At 64.1% G+C, this 17341-nt stretch carries 17 protein-coding genes; 9 read left to right on the forward strand and 8 right to left on the reverse strand.

The features are described 5' to 3' along the window. Window positions 1-200: 200 nt before the first annotated feature. On the forward strand, window positions 201-1049 hold the full coding sequence (locus RBJ75_RS07110; protein WP_044405821.1) for a hypothetical protein: 849 nt from the start codon (window positions 201-203) through the stop codon (window positions 1047-1049). A 2-nt stretch (window positions 1050-1051) separates the two neighbouring features. Here RBJ75_RS07110 and gmk read toward each other — a convergent pair whose 3' ends face one another. The 7 genes from gmk to fabD form a co-directional block, all read right to left on the reverse strand. Further along, entirely contained in the window at window positions 1052-1711 is a 660-nt protein-coding gene (gene gmk / locus RBJ75_RS07115) for a guanylate kinase (protein WP_044405819.1), read from the reverse strand. A gap of 2 nt (window positions 1712-1713) precedes the next feature. Continuing rightward, a complete protein-coding gene (locus tag RBJ75_RS07120; RefSeq protein WP_044405817.1) occupies window positions 1714-2601 on the reverse strand; it encodes a YicC/YloC family endoribonuclease in 888 nt (295 codons plus the stop codon). 101 nt (window positions 2602-2702) lie between these two features. Further along, window positions 2703-3929, reverse strand: coding sequence for an endolytic transglycosylase MltG (gene mltG, locus RBJ75_RS07125; protein WP_044405815.1), 1227 nt, complete (start codon window positions 3927-3929; stop codon window positions 2703-2705). Between the two features lie 285 nt (window positions 3930-4214). Continuing rightward, complete coding sequence (gene fabF / locus RBJ75_RS07130) at window positions 4215-5480, reverse strand: beta-ketoacyl-ACP synthase II (protein ID WP_044405813.1); 1266 nt, start codon at window positions 5478-5480, stop codon at window positions 4215-4217. A 98-nt stretch (window positions 5481-5578) separates the two neighbouring features. Next, window positions 5579-5818 (reverse strand): acyl carrier protein, encoded by a 240-nt coding sequence (locus tag RBJ75_RS07135; RefSeq protein WP_006610957.1) that lies wholly within the window; start codon window positions 5816-5818, stop codon window positions 5579-5581. Between the two features lie 302 nt (window positions 5819-6120). After that, entirely contained in the window at window positions 6121-6858 is a 738-nt protein-coding gene (gene fabG / locus RBJ75_RS07140) for a 3-oxoacyl-[acyl-carrier-protein] reductase (protein WP_044405801.1), read from the reverse strand. Window positions 6859-6876: 18 nt separating this feature from the next. Beyond that, on the reverse strand, window positions 6877-7836 hold the full coding sequence (fabD, locus tag RBJ75_RS07145; RefSeq protein ID WP_317528838.1) for an ACP S-malonyltransferase: 960 nt from the start codon (window positions 7834-7836) through the stop codon (window positions 6877-6879). Between the two features lie 454 nt (window positions 7837-8290). On the opposite strand from fabD, the gene RBJ75_RS07150 reads away from it, so the two are divergent. The 5 genes from RBJ75_RS07150 (at window position 8291) to rplI (ending at window position 12225) form a co-directional block, all read left to right on the forward strand. Beyond that, entirely contained in the window at window positions 8291-9409 is a 1119-nt protein-coding gene (locus RBJ75_RS07150) for a GGDEF domain-containing protein (RefSeq protein ID WP_160297940.1), read from the forward strand. 302 nt (window positions 9410-9711) lie between these two features. Next, window positions 9712-10200 carry a 30S ribosomal protein S6 gene (gene rpsF / locus RBJ75_RS07155; RefSeq protein ID WP_044411881.1) on the forward strand — a complete coding sequence of 163 codons (489 nt, stop codon included), beginning with the start codon at window positions 9712-9714 and terminating at the stop codon, window positions 10198-10200. A gap of 5 nt (window positions 10201-10205) precedes the next feature. Next, on the forward strand, window positions 10206-10445 hold the full coding sequence (gene rpsR, locus RBJ75_RS07160) for a 30S ribosomal protein S18 (protein ID WP_027536720.1): 240 nt from the start codon (window positions 10206-10208) through the stop codon (window positions 10443-10445). Between the two features lie 136 nt (window positions 10446-10581). Next, on the forward strand, window positions 10582-11568 hold the full coding sequence (locus tag RBJ75_RS07165; RefSeq protein ID WP_044411884.1) for a hypothetical protein: 987 nt from the start codon (window positions 10582-10584) through the stop codon (window positions 11566-11568). Window positions 11569-11628: 60 nt separating this feature from the next. After that, the gene (gene rplI / locus RBJ75_RS07170; RefSeq protein WP_044411875.1) at window positions 11629-12225 is read left to right on the forward strand and encodes a 50S ribosomal protein L9; all 597 of its coding nucleotides are present in this window, start codon (window positions 11629-11631) and stop codon (window positions 12223-12225) included. A 79-nt stretch (window positions 12226-12304) separates the two neighbouring features. Here rplI and RBJ75_RS07175 read toward each other — a convergent pair whose 3' ends face one another. Beyond that, a complete protein-coding gene (locus tag RBJ75_RS07175) occupies window positions 12305-13525 on the reverse strand; it encodes a hypothetical protein (protein WP_276156387.1) in 1221 nt (406 codons plus the stop codon). Between the two features lie 244 nt (window positions 13526-13769). Between RBJ75_RS07175 and RBJ75_RS07180 the strand changes: the two genes are divergently transcribed. The 3 genes from RBJ75_RS07180 to RBJ75_RS07190 all read left to right on the forward strand — a co-directional run bounded on the left by RBJ75_RS07180 (window position 13770) and on the right by RBJ75_RS07190 (window position 17308). Further along, window positions 13770-15023, forward strand: coding sequence for an SAM-dependent methyltransferase (locus tag RBJ75_RS07180; RefSeq protein ID WP_173427343.1), 1254 nt, complete (start codon window positions 13770-13772; stop codon window positions 15021-15023). A 393-nt stretch (window positions 15024-15416) separates the two neighbouring features. Further along, complete coding sequence (locus RBJ75_RS07185; protein ID WP_160297928.1) at window positions 15417-15560, forward strand: hypothetical protein; 144 nt, start codon at window positions 15417-15419, stop codon at window positions 15558-15560. Window positions 15561-15808: 248 nt separating this feature from the next. Next, window positions 15809-17308, forward strand: a complete 1500-nt coding sequence (locus tag RBJ75_RS07190; protein ID WP_044409804.1) for a replicative DNA helicase — start codon at window positions 15809-15811, stop codon at window positions 17306-17308. Window positions 17309-17341: the final 33 nt, after the last annotated feature.

Raw genomic sequence — 17341 nt, forward strand, 5'->3', positions numbered from 1 at the left:
CGGCGTGTTGAGCGGCGTTGGCGCACCCCGCCTTCGCCGGCTCTGACCCGATCGAGACGGTCCGGCCCGCAGGCGAGTTCCACCTCGCGGGTCAGACTTTTGCCCAATCAACTCCGGATTCGTGGCTTATTGCGACCCCATTTTTCGCGCAGAACGGACACTAAGCTTCCTGTTTCAGCCGAGTTCTACCGGGGGATGACATGAACAACCGAACCGCGAAATTCGCCGCATGGGCGGTCGTGGCCGCAGGCGTTGCACTGCCGGCGATCACCGCCGCTCCCGCCCTTGCCGCCGACGAATGTCTCGCCAAACCCAACGCGCCGGCGCCGCAGGGCAGCCATTGGTACTACCGGACCGATCGCACCCAGAATCGTAAATGCTGGTATGTCCGAGGCATCGACGAAAAGCCCGCGGCGATTCCGACGGCATCCGCCGAGCCGGCTGCGCCCGAGCCCGCCGCAACGCAGCCGGTGTTGCACCCAGGGGTCGCCAATGCGCGGGCCGAATTTGCGCAGGACGCTGTGACGCCCGCCCCCGCTCCGGAAAATGCGCCCGTCGCGCAACCCGCCGAATCACCATTTCCGAATCCCGCGGTGGCGCTCAATGCCGAGCCGCAAGTGCAGCCCGCCGCAGCCTGGCCGGATCGGCGCGATACGCTGAGTTCGGCGGATCGCGATCCGGGCGCAAGCACTGCGACGCAGACCGCAGTACAGGCCGCGCCCGCCGCCGTGGCGGCCGAAACGCCGGCCGAAACCGCCGCCGGCTCCTCGATCCGGATGTTGCTCGGTGCACTGGTCACCGCGCTGGCGGTGGCGGGCCTTGCCATCGGAGCGATCGTAAAATTCGGCGGCACCCGGCCCAAGGTCCGGCGTGACGCCAATGGCCGCCCCGATATCTGGGGCGATGCCTTCCCCGCGGCGCCCTCCCCCGACGCCCGCAGCGAGCCGCAGATGCAGTGGATCAAGGTCGCGCGCCAGCGCGAGGAAGTGCTCGATCAGAGCAATGAGATCGAGCGATTGCTCTCGGGCGCAGCCAAGCGGTCGGGTTGAGCCTAACGCTCCAACTGCTGTTGCAATTCGCGCACAAAGGCAGTGAGCCCGGTGCGGCGCTCGCGCTTCAGCCGCTCGGCTTTGAGGATCGACTGCACCTCGGCGAAGGCCTCGTCGAGATCGTGATTGATGACGATGTAGTCGTATTCGGCGAAGTGACTCATCTCATGGCTGGCGCGGCTCATCCGACCGCGAATGACCTCGTCGGAATCCTGCGCCCTTGTGTGTAGCCGCTTTTCCAGATCCGCCGCCGATGGCGGCAGGATGAACACGCTGACGACGTCGTCGCGGGCCTTCTCGCGCAGTTGCTGGGTGCCCTGCCAGTCGATGTCGAACAGCACGTCCTCGCCGGCCGCCAATGCGGCTTCGACAGGCGCCCGCGGGGTGCCGTAGCAATTGTCGAACACATTGGCCCATTCCAGCAATTCACCGTTGTCGGTCATTGCCTTGAACCGCGGATGGTCGACGAAGTAATAGTCGCGCCCTTCTTCTTCGCCCGGACGCTTGGTTCGGGTGGTCGCCGACACCGACATCTTCAAGCCGGACATGCGCGCGATCAGCAGCCGCGACAGCGTCGTCTTGCCGGCGCCGGATGGCGACGACAGCACGAACATCAAGCCGCGCCGCTCGAGACTTTCGAAGCCGTGCCCCGAGGCCGTCATGGTCACTCCAGATTCTGAACTTGCTCGCGGAACTGCTCGACCACGTTCTTCATCGCCAACCCGGCATTGGTCAGGTCGAGGTCGTTCGACTTCGAGCAGCAGGTATTGACCTCGCGGTTGAATTCCTGGGACAGGAAATCGAGCTTGCGACCGACCGCGCCGCCCTTGGCGAGCATCTCGCGGGCCTGGGCGATGTGGGAGGCGATGCGGTCGAGCTCCTCGCGGATATCGGCCTTGGTGGCGATCATGATGGCTTCCTGATGCAGCCGGTCGGCGTCGAAACGGTCCGACGAGTCGATCAATGCGGCGATCTGTTCCGCCAGCCGCGCCTTGATCGCCTCCGGCTTGCGTCCGGGCGCCGCCTCGGCCTTGCTGGCGAGCACCTCGATCTCGTCGAGCCGCAGCGACAGGATCTCGCCCAGCGTCGCGCCTTCGCGCTTGCGCATCTCGACCAGGCTGGCGAGCGCCTGCGCGAACGCGGCCTCGACGGCGACCCGCGCCGCCTTGTCCTCGGTCTCGTCGCTTTCCGGCTCGGCCACTTCGATCACGCCCTTGATCGCCAGCAGCCCATCGACGCTTGGCGCCACCGCATCGATCTTGCCGGCCAGTTCGGCGGCGACCTTCAGGATCGAATTCAGCACGTCCTCATTGATGCGGATCGTCGACAACGCGCCGGCACGCTTGACGCTCAGATTGGCGTAGATCGTGCCGCGCGACAGCACTTCCGCGGCGCGCTTGCGCGCGGCCAGCTCGACGTCGTCCCACCCCGGCGGCAGCCGCATCCGGAAGTCGAAGCCCTTGGCGTTGACCGACTTCAATTCCCATTCGAACGTATACGGCCCGCTATTGCCGTGGCTGCGTGCAAACCCGGTCATGCTCGATAACGACATCGCGTGATGGTCTCCGCAGATTTCAGGTTTGAGATTCGGTCAGACGACGGCGGCGACCTTAGCCATGATCCGTCGCCGTGTGAACGGTATGACCGGCAAAGCTATTGCCGGTGGGCTCCGGTGCGTCCGCGCCGCTTGGACGGTTTCGGAGTCGGCAGGGGCTTGTCCGGCTCGGCCGAGGCATTGGCGTCGGGCGCGATCGTGGCGGTCGGGTCCTGATCGTCCGTCGATTCGGCCGCGTCGTTCTTGGTCTGCTTTTCCTGCGCGCGCAGCTTGGCGACGTTCTTCTGGTGCTGGTCGTAGGTCTCGGTGAAGGTGTGACCGCCGGTGCCGTCGGCGACGAAGAACAGATCTCGGGTCCGCGCCGGATTGGCGGCGGCTTCCAGCGAGGCGCGACCGGGATTGGCGATCGGACCCGGCGGCAGGCCGTCGATCACATAGGTGTTGTAGGGTGAAGGCTGCTGGATCTCGCTGCGCTTGATCGGGCGGCCCAACGTGCCCTTGCCGCCGACCAGCCCGTAAATAATGGTCGGGTCGGATTGCAGCTTCATGTTGCGCCGCAACCGGTTGACGAACACGGCTGCGACCCGGCTGCGTTCGTCGGCCCTGCCGGTTTCCTTCTCAACGATCGAGGCCAATGTCACCAGTTGCTCGGGCGTCTTGACCGGAACGTCGGGATTGCGCCGCTCCCAGATCTCGGCGAGCACCCGCTTTTGCTCGCGCTCCATGCGCTGGATCACCTTCTCGCGCAACGTGCCGCGCGGAAACTTGTAGGTCTCCGGCATCAACGAGCCCTCGCGCGGGATCTCCCGGATCCCGCCGGAAAAAATATCATTGTCGGACAGCCGGGCCACGATCTGTTCCGAGGTCAGGCCTTCCGGAATCGTCACCGCGTGCTGCACCACCTTGCCTTCAACGATGGTGCCGATCACGTCGCGCAGGCTGGCGTTCTTCTGGAACAGATACTCGCCCGGCTTCAGGCCGGCGCGCGCCTTCAGCGCGAACACGCTGCCGATGAAGGCCCAGCGGTTGCTGTCGATCACCCCCTGGCGCTGCAGAATGTCGCCGATGTCGCCCATGCCGGCGCGCGGCGGAATGTTGACGATCTTGTCTTCCTGCAGCGGCCCGGGCGCCTCGATCTTCTGCTTGCCATAGACGTAAATGCCGCCGGCACCGAGCATCACGACGAGCAACAGCGTAATGATGGCATTGCCTATCACGATGAACGGATTGCGGGCCCGGTCGGACCGCTTCGGCGGCGGCGGCACCTGCTCCGGCTCCAACGCTGCGCGCGGGCTTCTCGGTGAAATCGGCGGCCTTTCACTCATCGGTGCAACCTAAAGTCCTATCGGTTCAATTTTGACTTGTCGCAACGACCGCTTAGTCGCTGCGCGCCGGTTCCGATCGATTGCGGCATCGCCTGCTCGCGGGGATTCTTTAGCTTATTTCGGCTCCTACGGCACAGCTGAAACTTCGGAATCGCATCACAACCGGGGTTGTACCGGAGTTGTTTCAGATCGCTTTGCACCGTCGCAGGCGCCAAGTCAAAATGATCGGCCACCCTAGAAGATCGCAGCGATTGCGGCGAAATGGTGAAGCCGCCGCATCGCGCGCTAATTGACCACGCGCTGGACAATCAACGATGCGTTGGTGCCGCCGAAGCCGAATGAATTGGACAGCGCAACATTGATTTCGCGCGACCGCGGCTTCCACGGCACGAGGTCGATCGCGGTGTCGACCGATGGATTGTCGAGATTGATGGTCGGCGGCGCAACATTGTCGCGAATCGCCAGGATGCAGAAAATCGCCTCGACCGCACCGGCCGCGCCAAGCAGATGCCCGGTGGAGGATTTGGTCGAGGACATCGACACCGTCGATGCCGCATTGCCGAGCAGGCGTTGCGCCGCGCCGAGCTCGATCTCGTCGCCGAGCGGCGTCGAGGTTCCGTGCGCGTTGATGTAGTTGAGATCGGACACCGAGATGCCGGCGCGCTTCATTGCCGCGCTCATGCAACGAAACGCCCCGTCGCCGTCGGGAGACGGCGCGGTGATATGATAGGCGTCGCCTGACATGCCATAGCCGATCAGTTCGGCGTAGATCCGCGCGCCACGCGCCTTGGCATGTTCGTATTCCTCGAGCACGACGACCCCGGCGCCCTCACCCATCACGAAGCCGTCGCGATCCTTGTCGTAGGGCCGCGAGGCCTTTTGCGGCGTATCGTTAAACCCGGTCGACAGCGCCCGCGAGGCGCAAAATCCCGCCATCGCCAGCCGGCTGATCGGTGATTCGGTGCCGCCCGCGACCATCACGTCGGCGTCGCCCAGCGCAATCAGCCGGCCGGCGTCGCCGATCGCATGCGCGCCGGTCGAGCACGCCGTCACCACGGCGTGGTTCGGCCCCTTCAGGCCGTGCGCGATCGACACATAGCCGGAGGCGAGATTGATCAGGCGGCCGGGAATGAAGAACGGCGAGATCTTGCGCGGCCCGCGTTCCTTGAGCAGCAACGCGGTATCGGCAATGCCGGACAGCCCGCCGATGCCCGACCCGATCATCGTGCCGGTGGCGCAGCGCTCATCCTCGGTCGAGGGGTGCCAGTCGGCGTCGTCGAGCGCCTGCTTGGCCGCACACATCGCATAGACGATGAAGTCATCGACCTTGCGTTGGTCCTTCGGCTCCATCCACTGATCGGGATTGAAGGTGTCTCCGGTGCCATCGCCACGCGGAATGACGCAGGCGATTCGGCTGGTCAGATCGGACACGTCGAACGTATCGATCTGCTTGGCACCGCTGTCGCCGTTGAGGATCCGCTTCCAGGTCGCCTCAACGCCGCAGCCGAGAGGCGAAACCATGCCAAGGCCTGTGACGACAACCCGCCTCATATACAATACTCCAGCTCGGCACCCGCGACCCACAACAAGAAGCCGGTGGACCGCGGCGTCGCGGCCCGTCCGGCTTCATCAGTTGCTGCGCGAAGGTGTCAGCTCTTCGCGTTCTTTTCGAGAAACTTGGTGGCATCGCCGACCGTCAAGATCGTCTCGGCGGCATCGTCCGGAATCTCGCAACCGAATTCTTCTTCGAACGCCATCACGAGTTCGACCGTATCGAGGCTGTCGGCGCCGAGATCGTCAATAAAGCTCGCATTGTCGACCACTTTTTCGGGTTCGACACCAAGGTGTTCCACCACGATCTTCTTAACCCGCTCGCCAATCTCGCTCATCGTATAACCCCGTGCTGTTCCATTGGACCCGACCGACAAACGATACGAGCCATCGTGGTGCGTTAACTCGTTAAGTTCTCGTCGCAATCGCGCAGTGTAGTGATTTTGCCCCGTCCCCGACGGTCGAAGCCGGGCTATCGACGCCAAGCTCCGCACCGCCAATATACAGGGTTTCGAATTCCTGCAATGGCCTTCTTTGTCCATCCGCTGGTGGTTCGGTTATCATACTTCCGATGCATTGACCACAAGGCCCAACGGCCCCCAAGTGACGCATTTGCACCGCCAAATGCGCGCAAGTCACGTCAAATCATCGCCATGCCGCCGTTGACGTGAAGTGTCTGGCCGGTGACATAGGCGGCTTCGTTGGAGGCGAGATAAACCGCCGCCGCCGCAATGTCGTCCGGCGAGCCCAATCGTCCGGCCGGTACCTTTGTCAGAATCGCCTCGCGCTGCTTGTCGTTCAGCGCATCGGTCATCGGCGTTGCGATGAAGCCCGGGGCGATGCAATTGGCGGTGACGTTGCGCTTGGCGTATTCGGCGCCCAGCGTCTTGATCATGCCGATCAACCCGGCCTTGGCCGCCGTGTAGTTGCCCTGCCCCGGATTGCCGGTGACGCCGACCACCGATGTGATCGCGATGATGCGGCCGAATCGCTTGCGCATCATCAGCTTGGTCGCTGCGCGCGCCAGCCGGAAGGTCGCGGTCAGATTGACATTGATGACCTCGTCCCAGTCCTCGTCCTTCAACTGCACGAACAGATTGTCGCGGGTGATGCCGGCATTGCTCACCAGGATATCGAGCTGCCCCATCGCCTGCTCGGCCGCCGGCACCAGCGCCTCGACCGCGGCGGCGTCGGACAGGTTGCACGGCAGGATGTGGGTGCGCTCACCGAACTTGGCGGCCAGCGCCTCCAGCGCCTCGTGCCGCGTCCCCGACAGCGCCACCGTGGCGCCCTGGGCGTGCAACGCCTGCGCGATCGCCCCGCCAATGCCCCCGGTCGCGCCGGTGACCAGCGCGGTCTTGCCTGTTAGATCGAACATGCTGTCTCCTTGGTCGGCTCACGCCGAATGCGACGCGGCGAGCGCGTCCTTGGCCGCCGCGATATCACTGGGGCCACCGACCGACACGCCAACGGCGCCATCGGCGATGCGCTTGACCAGACCGCTCAAAACTTTGCCGGCGCCGAGTTCGAAAAACCGGGTGACGCCATGGTCGGCCATATAGGCCACCGATTCGCGCCAGCGTACCGTGCCGGTGACCTGTTCGGCCAGTCGGGTGCGGATTTCGTCCGGATCGGTGATCGGCGCTGCCAGCACGTTGCACACCAGCGGCGATACCGGAGCCTTGATGGCGACGCCGACAAGCGCCTCCGCCATCGCCTCGGCCGCCGGCTGCATCAGGGTGCAATGGAACGGCGCCGACACCGGCAGCAGCATCGCGCGCCGGGCGCCCTTGGTCTTGGCGATCTCGAGCGCGCGCTCGACCGCGCCCTTGTGGCCCGAGACCACCACCTGACCGCCGCCATTGTCATTGGCGGCCTGGCAGACCTCACCTTGCGCGGCCTCGTCTGCGATAGCGACCGCCGCCTCGTAGTCGAGCCCGAGCAACGCCGCCATCGCGCCGACCCCGACCGGGACCGCCTTCTGCATCGCCCGCCCCCGGGTCCGCAGCAATCGCGCGGCATCGGTGATGGTCAGGCTGCCTGCGGCCGCCAGCGCTGAATATTCCCCGAGCGAATGCCCGGCGACGAATGCGGCATCGCGGCCGACCGAAAACCCGGCCTCGGTCTCCAACACGCGTAACGTCGCCAGCGACACTGCCATCAGCGCCGGCTGGGCATTTTCGGTCAATTGCAGCGTTTCGGCCGGGCCATCCCAAATAATCGCGGTCAGTTTCTCGCCGAGAGCCGCGTCGACCTCGTCGAACACCGCGCGCGCCGCCGGAAATGCCTCGGCCAGCGCCCTGCCCATGCCGACCGTCTGGGAACCTTGCCCCGGAAAGGTAAATGCTGCGGTCATCTGCGCCCCTGAATGTCACTAAAGTGCGCCGAAAGACACCGCCCGGCCCGGCAATGTCAAGCTGGACTGAGGCCGGACGCCATAGCAGCCCCGCCGCCATTCTGGACGATGGCACCGCCATCGCGAGCGCAACCGGCCTTTATGGAAAGCCGCGGCACAACAGCCGATCAGCCGATTCGCTGCCAGAGAAAATTTACCCTGGCCCGCAATTGCGGATAATTCTTAAAACCCTTTCGACATTCGCGTCGTTATTGGATGACATCATTCGAATGGCGCCTCCTTGAATTTGAACATGAACAATGCAACGAACGACCATCGGCATTCTGCTGCAACAGCAGATCAGCGATGGCGATCAAACCGCTTGAGCAGATGGCTGGTTTGCGGGCCTCAGCCGCAGCCACAGCCGATCGCCAAGAAATTGCTCCTGCAGGGCCAGACCAAGCTGCGGACGCTTGTGCTGGCGATCGTCGGAACCACACTGACCGTTGGCTTTGCCGCTTACCTGACAGGAGCCGTTTGGGCTTACGTCTGGTTGGGGATCGAACTACTGCTCGACGTCGGCAGGATGGTCTCCGTGGTCGCCCTGCAAAGGGCGACGGCATCGGGCCGCGACGGCGATACCTCGTCGCCGATCATTCTCGCTCTTATCTGGTCGACGACCTTTGCGGTTGGCTGCGCGATGTGCGTGCTGTCGGGCGTTCCGGCACTGACCTTGCTCGCCGGCATGGCGGTCGCGGGGCTGGCGGGCGGGATTTCCTCTCGCAACGCGGGAACGCCGCGGTTTGGAATTGCGCAGATCGTCATCCTGGTGACGCCCTTCGCCCTGGCCACGATCTTCTCGCCGATTCCCCATTTGCACATCGTGGCCGCGCTGTTTCCGATCTACGGGATCGGCGTGGTGGTCATTTTGCTGGAGAACTACCAAATCCTCCTCGATTTGCTGCTCTCCGAGAGCAAGAACCTTCGGCTGGCGAGCTACGACGCCCTGACCGGCCTGCCCAACCGGATGATGAAAAGCAAACGGCTGGCCCAATTGCTCGACAAGAAGGTCTTGGCATCCCGAACCGGCCGCAAGCCGTTCACGGTGTTCTGGCTCGATCTCGACGGCTTCAAAAAGATCAATGACGAGTACGGCCACGCGGCTGGCGACGCCGTCCTGGTTTGCGTCGCGGACCGGTTGCGCGATGTCGTTCGTGACGACGACGTCATCTTCCGCATCGGCGGCGATGAATTCGTCACCATCCTGCCGGGTGCAGCGCCGGCCGAAGCCGAAGCCTATGCGCGCCGAATCATCGCCCGCATCACCGAGCCCTTCGACCTCGGCCTCGGCACGCCTCTCAATGTCGGGATCACCATCGGCAGCGCCTGCTTCCCGCAGGATGGCGTCACCGCCGATGAATTATTGCGCGCGGCCGACAGCGCCATGTACGCAGCCAAACGCCGCGGCAAGGGCGTCCACGTCGCTCACGGCACCTGGTCCGTCGAGACCGTGGAACTTGTTCCCGAGCCCGACGCCGACCTCGGAATGGCCCGCCGCACCGAGAAGCCTGCGGAACCCGGCTATCATATCTGATCAGCCGGGCTGATCAGCTGCCGGCGAAATTGCCCGGGCGACGGCTGGCCGCGCTGATCTGCGGCCAACGCTTGCCAATTCGTCAAAACCCCCTATAACCCGCGCATCCGCAGATCCCGGCCGGGAGCTGAACGGACGGTCTCATCAATTTCACCTGCAAATTCAATCTGTATGGCGATTTGATGCGGCAGGGCCAGTTGGCCCGTCGTCCCGTGCTTCCGCCTTCTGAGCATTCCGAGTCCTTTCCGAAGGTCTCGAAGGGCTTGCCGCCAGGATCAGCGCTAACCTTGGAAAGGACAGCCATGCCTCTTTATGAGCATGTTTTTCTCGCGCGTCAGGATGCGAGCACCCAGCAGGTGGAAGAACTGACAACCCAGATTACCGGCGTGATCGAAGGTCTCGGCGGCAAGGTCGTGAAGATGGAAAACTGGGGCGTCCGCTCCCTGACCTATCGCATGAACAAGAATCGCAAGGCGCATTTCGTGCTCCTCAACATCGACGGCCCCTCCGCGGTGGTCGCCGAGATCGAGCGCCAAGAACGCATCAACGAGGACGTGATTCGCTACATCACCATTCGGGTCGAAGAGCACGAGGAAGGCCCGTCGGCGATGATGCGCAAGGCCGATCGCGATCGTGATCGCGACGACCGTGGCGGCGGCTTCCGTGGCGACCGCGAAGGCGGTGGCTTCCGTGGCGGCGATCGCGAAGGCGGCGGCTTCCGTGGTGATCGTGGTCCGCGACGTCCGCGTGAAGACGCCGACGCCCCCGCTGCCGCATCGGTTGAGGAGTAAGAATCATGGCTGAAGCAGGTGCCCGCCGTCCGTTTTTCCGTCGTCGCAAGACATGCCCGTTCACGGGTGCGAATGCGCCGAAGATCGACTACAAGGATTCCAAGCTGCTGATGCGTTACGTCTCCGAGCGCGGCAAGATCGTGCCGAGCCGCATCACCGCCGTCTCCGCCAAGAAGCAGCGTGAACTCGCGCGCGCCATCAAGCGCTCGCGCTTCCTCGGTCTGCTCCCCTACGTGATTCGCTAACACGGCCGGTCCCGCGGCGTTCGCGCCGCGGGACTTGTCTTTCAGTCGTTTGTTTTCAGTCATAAGGCGTCCGGGTCGTCCGCGCGCCGATGGTTGGGGTCCCAAGACCTCTAACCGCTCGAAGGGAGCGGGACAGCTGATGATGCCAATCCTGATCGCCCTCGCGGCCGGTTGCGCTTCGGCGCTGATGTTCGCCTCGATCATCTCGGGCGCGCTGGTGTCGCTGCTGCTGTTCTATCTCGCCCCGCTGCCCTTGCTGGTCGCGGCGCTGGGATGGGGGACCACCGGCGCGGTGGTTGGCGGGCTGGTTGCCGGCATCAGCCTTGGCGCCCTTTTCGGCATACCCTATTTCATTACCTTTGCCGTGACCGTCGTATTGCCGGCCTGCTTGCTCGGCCACGTCGCCCTGCTCGCGCGGCAGCTGCCTGCGCCGGCAGCCTCGGGCAATGATTCGGCGCCGCAGCCGACGACCGTCACCGAATGGTATCCGGTCGGCCGCCTCGTCGCCTGGATCGCCGGCTTCGCCGCCTTGACCACGATGGCCGCGCTGTTCACCCTCGGCACCGACGCCGCAACGATCACGAGCGCGCTGCGCGGCGGCTTGCAGCGCATGTTGGGCGCCCGCGACGCCACTGACGCCGCTGACATTGCCGACATCGCCAAGCTGGCCGGCGCAATGGCGGTCGTCGCCCCGGCCGCCGCGGCGATCGTGGCGACGATGATGTTGACGCTCAACCTATTCCTCGCCGCCAAGATCGCCAGGATCTCGGGACGGCTGCATCGGCCGTGGCCCGATTTGAAAGCGACCGAACTGCCGCCGATGACGCTGGCGGTGCTGTCGGCCGCGATCGCACTGTGCTTTCTCGACGGGCTGCCGGCGATGTTCGGGCAGACTTCAACCGCGGCGCTGACGATCGCCTATGCGCTGGCGGGTTTTGCTGCGCTGCACACGCTGACACTGCCGATCCGTCACCGCACCTTCGTCCTCAGTTCGACCTACGCCTTGGTGATGGTGTTCGGCTGGCCGGTGCTGGCGATGGTCGCGCTCGGCATCGCCGACGCAGTGCTGGGGCTGCGCCATCGCAACGTCCTCCGGCCACCACCGCCGCCTTCGCCGGTCTGAACATCGGACTTGTCCAACCACGCTTTCCCAACATTCCAACCAACCCACGAGGAGAACAATATGGAAGTCATTCTATTGGAGCGCGTCGCCAAGCTTGGCCAGATGGGCGAACTGGTCCACGTCAAGGACGGTTACGCCCGCAATTTCCTGCTGCCGCGCGGCAAGGCGTTGCGCGCCACCGCCGGCAACCGCGATAAATTCGAACACATGAAGGCCGATCTCGAGGCCCGCAATCTGCAGGCCAAGGAAGAAGCCACCAAGGTCGCCGAGAAGATCACCGACCGCAACGTCGTGGTGCTGCGGCAGGCCTCGGAAACCGGCCAGCTGTTCGGCTCGGTCTCGGTGCGCGACATCATGACGGCCTTCGAGAGCGACGGCGTCATGATCAGCCGCAGCCAGGTGATGCTCGACGCGCCGATCAAGACCATCGGCAAGCACAAGATCGCCATCGCGGTGCATCCGGAAGTCGAGGTCGAAGTGTCGGTGACGGTCGCGCGCAGCGCCGACGAGGCCGAGCGGATCAACCGCGGCGAGGATATCTCGAGCCGCAAGGAAGATCAGGACGCGGCAGCCGAGGCCTTGGCCGCGGCCGGCGAATTCTTCGACCCCGACGCTCAGAACCGCGACGACGAAGCTGAAGCCAACACCGAGGAATAGGCCGCAAGATCTTCATCAGATTAAATAAAATAGCCCGGCCGCAAGGCCGGGCTATTTCGTTTGAGGCTACCGCCCGCGTCTACCGCGAACTCGGCGGCACCGGCCCCGCAGGCGCCGGCACAACATTCGTGGCCGCCGGCGCTGGGCTGGATTCAGTTGTAGCCGGCGCATCGTCCGCCGCGGGCGCGTCCGACTTCTTTTCCGTCTTGGTTTCAGTCCTGGTTTCCGTCGCTTTCGGCGAAGCCGCCGGGGGTGCCGGTGGGGTCGTCTGCGCCGGCGCGACGGCATTTTCCACCGGAGCCGGCGTCACCGGCGGAACCGGATCGGCCCGCAACGGCACAGCGTCCTTGCTGGCAGCAGCCTTGTCAGCGTCAGCCTTGTCATCGCCAGCCTTTTCATCGCCAGCCTTGCCGCCATCCGCCTTGGGCACGTCGGTCTTACTGGCGTCGGTCTTGGGGGACGCGGTCTTGGCCGCATCAGACTTCGCCTCGGACTTGGCGTCCTCAGACTTGGCGTCCTCAGACTTGGCGTCCTCAGACTTGGCGTCCTCAGACTTGGACCGCGCCGGCTTGGCTTCGGGCTGGGCCGCACCCTTGGCGCCGTCTTTGGCCTCGTCGGATTTCGTCTCGCCAGTCTTCGCGGTGTCTTCGCTCGGCGCCCCGGGTTTGGCAGTTTCGGTTTTGGCGGGCTCGTCCTTGCGCGACTCGCTCTTGGCGGAATCCTTCGCCGATTCCGTCGTGGGCTTCTTTGACGTCTCTTTGGCGGCCTCGGCGGCGGGCGCTTCCGGATGCCGCTTGCCTTTGTGACCACGTTTGCGCTTGCTGTGGGCGGCCGGCTTGTCCGGCTCCGACGTCGCCGCCTCGCGCTCGCTCTCCGTCGCGGTGTCCGGCTTGGCGGTTTCCTGGACAGCGGGCCGCTGCCGGCGGCGCGGACGCTCCTCGGCCTGAACCGGCTCCGGCCTGGATTCGGGCTTTGCCGCTCTCTCCTCGCGCCGCTCTCTGGCCGGCTCGTCCCCGTAGCGCTTGTCGGTCGCGCCATTGGAAATCAGATAGCCGCTGAGCAACCCGGCCATATTGCTGCTGGTGGTGTAATGCTGACGCAGGAACGACGTCAACGAACCCGGCGGGACCGTCTTGAGCAGGCCCCGAGGGCTCTTGTGGCATGCAGTGCAGGACCCCGCGAAGATCTGGCCGGCGCTCTTGCCGGCCTCGAGATTCTGGGCCTGCGCCTCGGTCTGCAATGCCAGCAAGGTGCCAATCAGAAGCACCACCGCCGCTGAACTGAGCGCTCGGGTCGACATAAAATCCTCCAGATGCGGAAATCGCCGTGGCTGCGGCGGTCACCTTTTAGCCGATTGTGAAATGAATGGAAGCGGACAGATGATGCAGCGTCGCGAATGTTGCGCGCTCATCCCAGCCCTGCGGCTGCTGCATTGCGGACCGCGATTTTTAGCTCGAATGTTTGAGCAACCAGTGACAATTTACCGCGTTGGATCGTCGGAACCGGTCGAATGACGGATTGAAATTGGTCACTGGGTGCTAGCGATGGACCGCCTGTTGCGTTTCTTGTTGAGTCGATACATCCGCCGCGGAAATATCCTGTTCACCACCGCCGGGGGCAATTCGTTTAGCTGCGGCGACGGCACCGGCGATCAAGTCGCCGTCAGATTCCTGACCGCATCAGCCCAGCGCCGCTTTGTGACCGACCCCGAACTGGCGTTCGGCGAAATCTATATGGACGGCGACTTCGTAGTCGAGCGCGGATCGATCGCCGACGTACTCGCAATCGCCATGGACCAGCCCGACATGGCGCCGCGCTGGGCCAGAGCGCAATGGTGGATCCGCTACCTGGTGCGCGATCTGATGCAATTCAATCCGCGGCGGCGCGCCAAGCACAATGTCGCGCATCATTACGACCTCGACGGCCGGCTCTACGGCCTGTTTCTCGACGCCGACAAGCAATATAGCTGCGCTTATTTTGACAGCCCCGACGCCACGCTCGACGATGCCCAGCTCGCCAAAAAGCGTCACGTCGCCGCCAAGCTGCTGCTCGCGCCCAGTCACCGCGTGCTCGACATCGGTTCGGGATGGGGCGGGCTCGGTCTCTATCTGGCGGAAAGCTGCGCGGCCGACGTCACCGGCATCACCCTGTCGCAAGAGCAATTGCAGGCCTCGAATGCCCGCGCCGCCGAAAAGGGCCTGAACAGCGGGTCGGCGCAATTTCTGCTGCAGGACTACCGCGACATCCCCGGCCCGTTCGACCGCATCGTCTCGGTCGGGATGTTCGAGCATGTCGGCATCGCCCATTACGACACCTATTTCAAGCGCTGCGCCGAGCTGCTCGACGACGACGGCGTGATGCTTCTGCACGCGATCGGCCGCTCCGAAGGCCCCGGCATCACCAATCCGTGGATCGGAAAATACATCTTCCCCGGTGGCTATCTGCCGGCGCTGTCCGAGGTGCTGCCGGCGATCGAGCGGGCCGGACTGCTGGTATGCGACATCGAAATTCTACGGCTGCATTATGCCGAGACGCTGAAGGCTTGGCGCGAGCGCTTCCTGGCACGGGAAGAGGAAGCCGAAAAACTCTACGACGCGCGGTTCGTCAGAATGTGGGAGTTTTATCTCGCCTGCTCCGAAATGGCATTCCGCAAACAAAACACCATGGTGTTCCAGATTCAGATCAGCAAACGCCAGGGCGTGGTGCCGATCACCCGCGATTACATCATGCGCGAGGAAGCGCGGCTGCGCGGGATCGAGCGCGGCCAGCGACCACGACTGCAAATGGCGGGCGAGTGAGCAAGACCTGAGCCGGCGCGGCGTGAACCCGCTGCTCGACCGAACCGGCGAGATGCGTCCGCGCGGCCATCAGGACCGCGGGATCGCAGGGCGTCGTCCTGATATCGGCGCGCGCGACCCATTCCAACGAATCGATCAGCCGGCGTAGCCACGCGCATTCCTCGCCGGCTCCGGAACGCCAATTCGGTTGCTGAATGTGCCGCGCCATTATACGCTCCGTTGTGTCTCTGACCCCACTTCTATGGCACCCCTGCGTTCCCGCAGCGTTAGCGGGACTATCGGTTTTTTATGTGATTTTGCTCACGGTGCCACCTGGGCATCAGACGTAAACGCATTTCCTGACCAAGAGGTCCATTCCTCGCCCAGACATTTTTAACCAAGAGATTCATCGCAATGACCAAGAGATTCGTCGCCCTCACCGAGAGATCCACCAAATCCCTGGACCAGATCCGGAAGGATTTTGCCATCGATTACGCGCTGATCGCGGTCGGTTTCGCCTCCTGCCTGCTCGGTCTGATATTTCTGCTGCTGATCTGACTGGATCGGCCGGTTCGGCGTTGGTCTGCGCTGCGCCCGCGCAGGTTCACCCCGGTCCGGAGCGCGTTGCGGCCGAGGAGCGCCGGCGATTCGCCCGAAACTTGGTCAAGGCAATTGCGTCCGCTCGCACAGGTTTAACCCTTTGGATTGTGTGAATCGGGCATAAGGAGGGTTCGCGCTTTCGCCTCTGCGCGCAGAGGTGCTTAGTCGCGCCCGCAACCGCCATATCCAGAGAACAAGCACGCTCCATGGTCGCCTCCGATTCCAACGTTCTCAAGCTCTCCCCCGATCCGGGAACTCCGGCCTACCGGACGGCCCCGCACAATATCGAGGCCGAACAGAGCGTGCTCGGCGCCATTCTGGTCAATAATGACGCGTTTTACCGGGTCTCCGACTTTCTCGAGCCGCGGCATTTCTTCGAGCCGATCCACCAGACCATCTTCGAGACCGCCTCCAGCATCATCCGCGCCGGCAAGGTCGCGACCCCGGTCACGCTGAAGACTTTCGTCGCCGCCGACACCGATCTGGGCGGCATGACGGTCGGGCAATATCTGGCCCGCCTCGCCGCCGAAGCCACCACCATCATCAACGCCCATGATTACGGCCGCACCATCTACGAGCTGGCGCTGCGCCGCGACCTGATCGGGATCGGCACCGACATGGTCAATGTCGCCTTCGACGCCCCGGTCGATTTCGCGCCCAAGGCCCAGATCGAGGACGCCGAGCGCAGGCTCTATGAGCTCGCCGAATCCGGACGCTATGACGGCGGTTTCCAGCGCTTTTCCCAGGCGCTCACCATCGCGGTCGACATGGCGGCCAAGGCGTTCCAGCGAGACGGCAAGCTGTCGGGCGTCGCCACCGGGCTGCGCGACCTCGACGACAAGATGGGCGGGCTGCAATCGTCCGATCTGATCATCGTGGCTGGCCGCCCCGGCATGGGCAAGACCGCGCTCGCCACCAACATCGCCTATAACGTCGCCCGGGCGCATCGCGCCGAGCTGCAGGCCGACGGCACCAGCAAGACCGTCAATGGCGGCATCGTCGGCTTCTTCTCCTGCGAAATGTCGGCCGAACAGCTCGCCACCCGTATTCTCGCCGAGCAGACCGAGATCGCCTCCTCGAAGATCCGGCGCGGCGGCATTTCGGAGTCCGATTTCGACAAGATCCGGGATTATTCGATCGAGCTGCAATCGCTGCCGCTCTATGTCGACGAAACCGGCGGCTTGTCGATCTCGCAGCTGACCGCGCGGGCGCGGCGGCTGAAGCGGCAGAAGGGTCTCGACCTGATCATCGTCGACTATATCCAGCTGCTGCAGGGCTCCGGCAAACGCTCCGACAACCGCGTCCAGGAAGTCACCGAAATCACCACCAGCCTGAAGGCGCTGGCCAAGGAGCTCAACGTTCCGGTGATCGGACTGTCGCAGCTGTCGCGTCAGGTCGAAAGCCGCGACGACAAGCGTCCGCAATTGTCGGATCTGCGCGAATCCGGATCGATCGAGCAGGACGCCGACGTGGTGATGTTCGTCTACCGCGAGGAATACTATCTGCAGAACAAAGAGCCGCGGATCGGCACGCCGGAATACGAAAAATGGCAGCTCGACATGTCGCTGGTGCACGGCAAGGCCGAAGTCATCATCGGCAAGCAGCGTCACGGTCCGACCGGCACGGTCGAATTGCAGTTCGAGGGCCAGTTCACCCGCTTCAGCGATCTGGCGCAGGACAGCCATCTCCCCGCGCCGCACGACTGATACCGCGGCACGGTTGAACGCCCCGCTGCCCCC

The sequence above is a fragment of the Rhodopseudomonas sp. BAL398 genome (assembly GCF_033001325.1).
In the GTDB taxonomy this organism is placed as follows: Bacteria; Pseudomonadota; Alphaproteobacteria; order Rhizobiales; family Xanthobacteraceae; genus JARJEH01.

What these genes read in the sequence shown, in the direction of transcription:
- RBJ75_RS07110 (WP_044405821.1), top strand. Translation starts at nt 201, where the DNA reads ATGAACAACCGAACCGCGAAATTCGCCGCATGGGCGGTCGTGGCCGCA.
- gmk (WP_044405819.1), bottom strand. Translation starts at nt 1,711, where the DNA reads ATGACGGCCTCGGGGCACGGCTTCGAAAGTCTCGAGCGGCGCGGCTTG.
- RBJ75_RS07120 (WP_044405817.1), bottom strand. Translation starts at nt 2,601, where the DNA reads ATGTCGTTATCGAGCATGACCGGGTTTGCACGCAGCCACGGCAATAGC.
- mltG (WP_044405815.1), bottom strand. Translation starts at nt 3,929, where the DNA reads ATGAGTGAAAGGCCGCCGATTTCACCGAGAAGCCCGCGCGCAGCGTTG.
- fabF (WP_044405813.1), bottom strand. Translation starts at nt 5,480, where the DNA reads ATGAGGCGGGTTGTCGTCACAGGCCTTGGCATGGTTTCGCCTCTCGGC.
- RBJ75_RS07135 (WP_006610957.1), bottom strand. Translation starts at nt 5,818, where the DNA reads ATGAGCGAGATTGGCGAGCGGGTTAAGAAGATCGTGGTGGAACACCTT.
- fabG (WP_044405801.1), bottom strand. Translation starts at nt 6,858, where the DNA reads ATGTTCGATCTAACAGGCAAGACCGCGCTGGTCACCGGCGCGACCGGG.
- fabD (WP_317528838.1), bottom strand. Translation starts at nt 7,836, where the DNA reads ATGACCGCAGCATTTACCTTTCCGGGGCAAGGTTCCCAGACGGTCGGC.
- rpsF (WP_044411881.1), top strand. Translation starts at nt 9,712, where the DNA reads ATGCCTCTTTATGAGCATGTTTTTCTCGCGCGTCAGGATGCGAGCACC.
- rpsR (WP_027536720.1), top strand. Translation starts at nt 10,206, where the DNA reads ATGGCTGAAGCAGGTGCCCGCCGTCCGTTTTTCCGTCGTCGCAAGACA.
- rplI (WP_044411875.1), top strand. Translation starts at nt 11,629, where the DNA reads ATGGAAGTCATTCTATTGGAGCGCGTCGCCAAGCTTGGCCAGATGGGC.
- RBJ75_RS07175 (WP_276156387.1), bottom strand. Translation starts at nt 13,525, where the DNA reads ATGTCGACCCGAGCGCTCAGTTCAGCGGCGGTGGTGCTTCTGATTGGC.
- RBJ75_RS07180 (WP_173427343.1), top strand. Translation starts at nt 13,770, where the DNA reads ATGGACCGCCTGTTGCGTTTCTTGTTGAGTCGATACATCCGCCGCGGA.
- RBJ75_RS07185 (WP_160297928.1), top strand. Translation starts at nt 15,417, where the DNA reads ATGACCAAGAGATTCGTCGCCCTCACCGAGAGATCCACCAAATCCCTG.
- RBJ75_RS07190 (WP_044409804.1), top strand. Translation starts at nt 15,809, where the DNA reads ATGGTCGCCTCCGATTCCAACGTTCTCAAGCTCTCCCCCGATCCGGGA.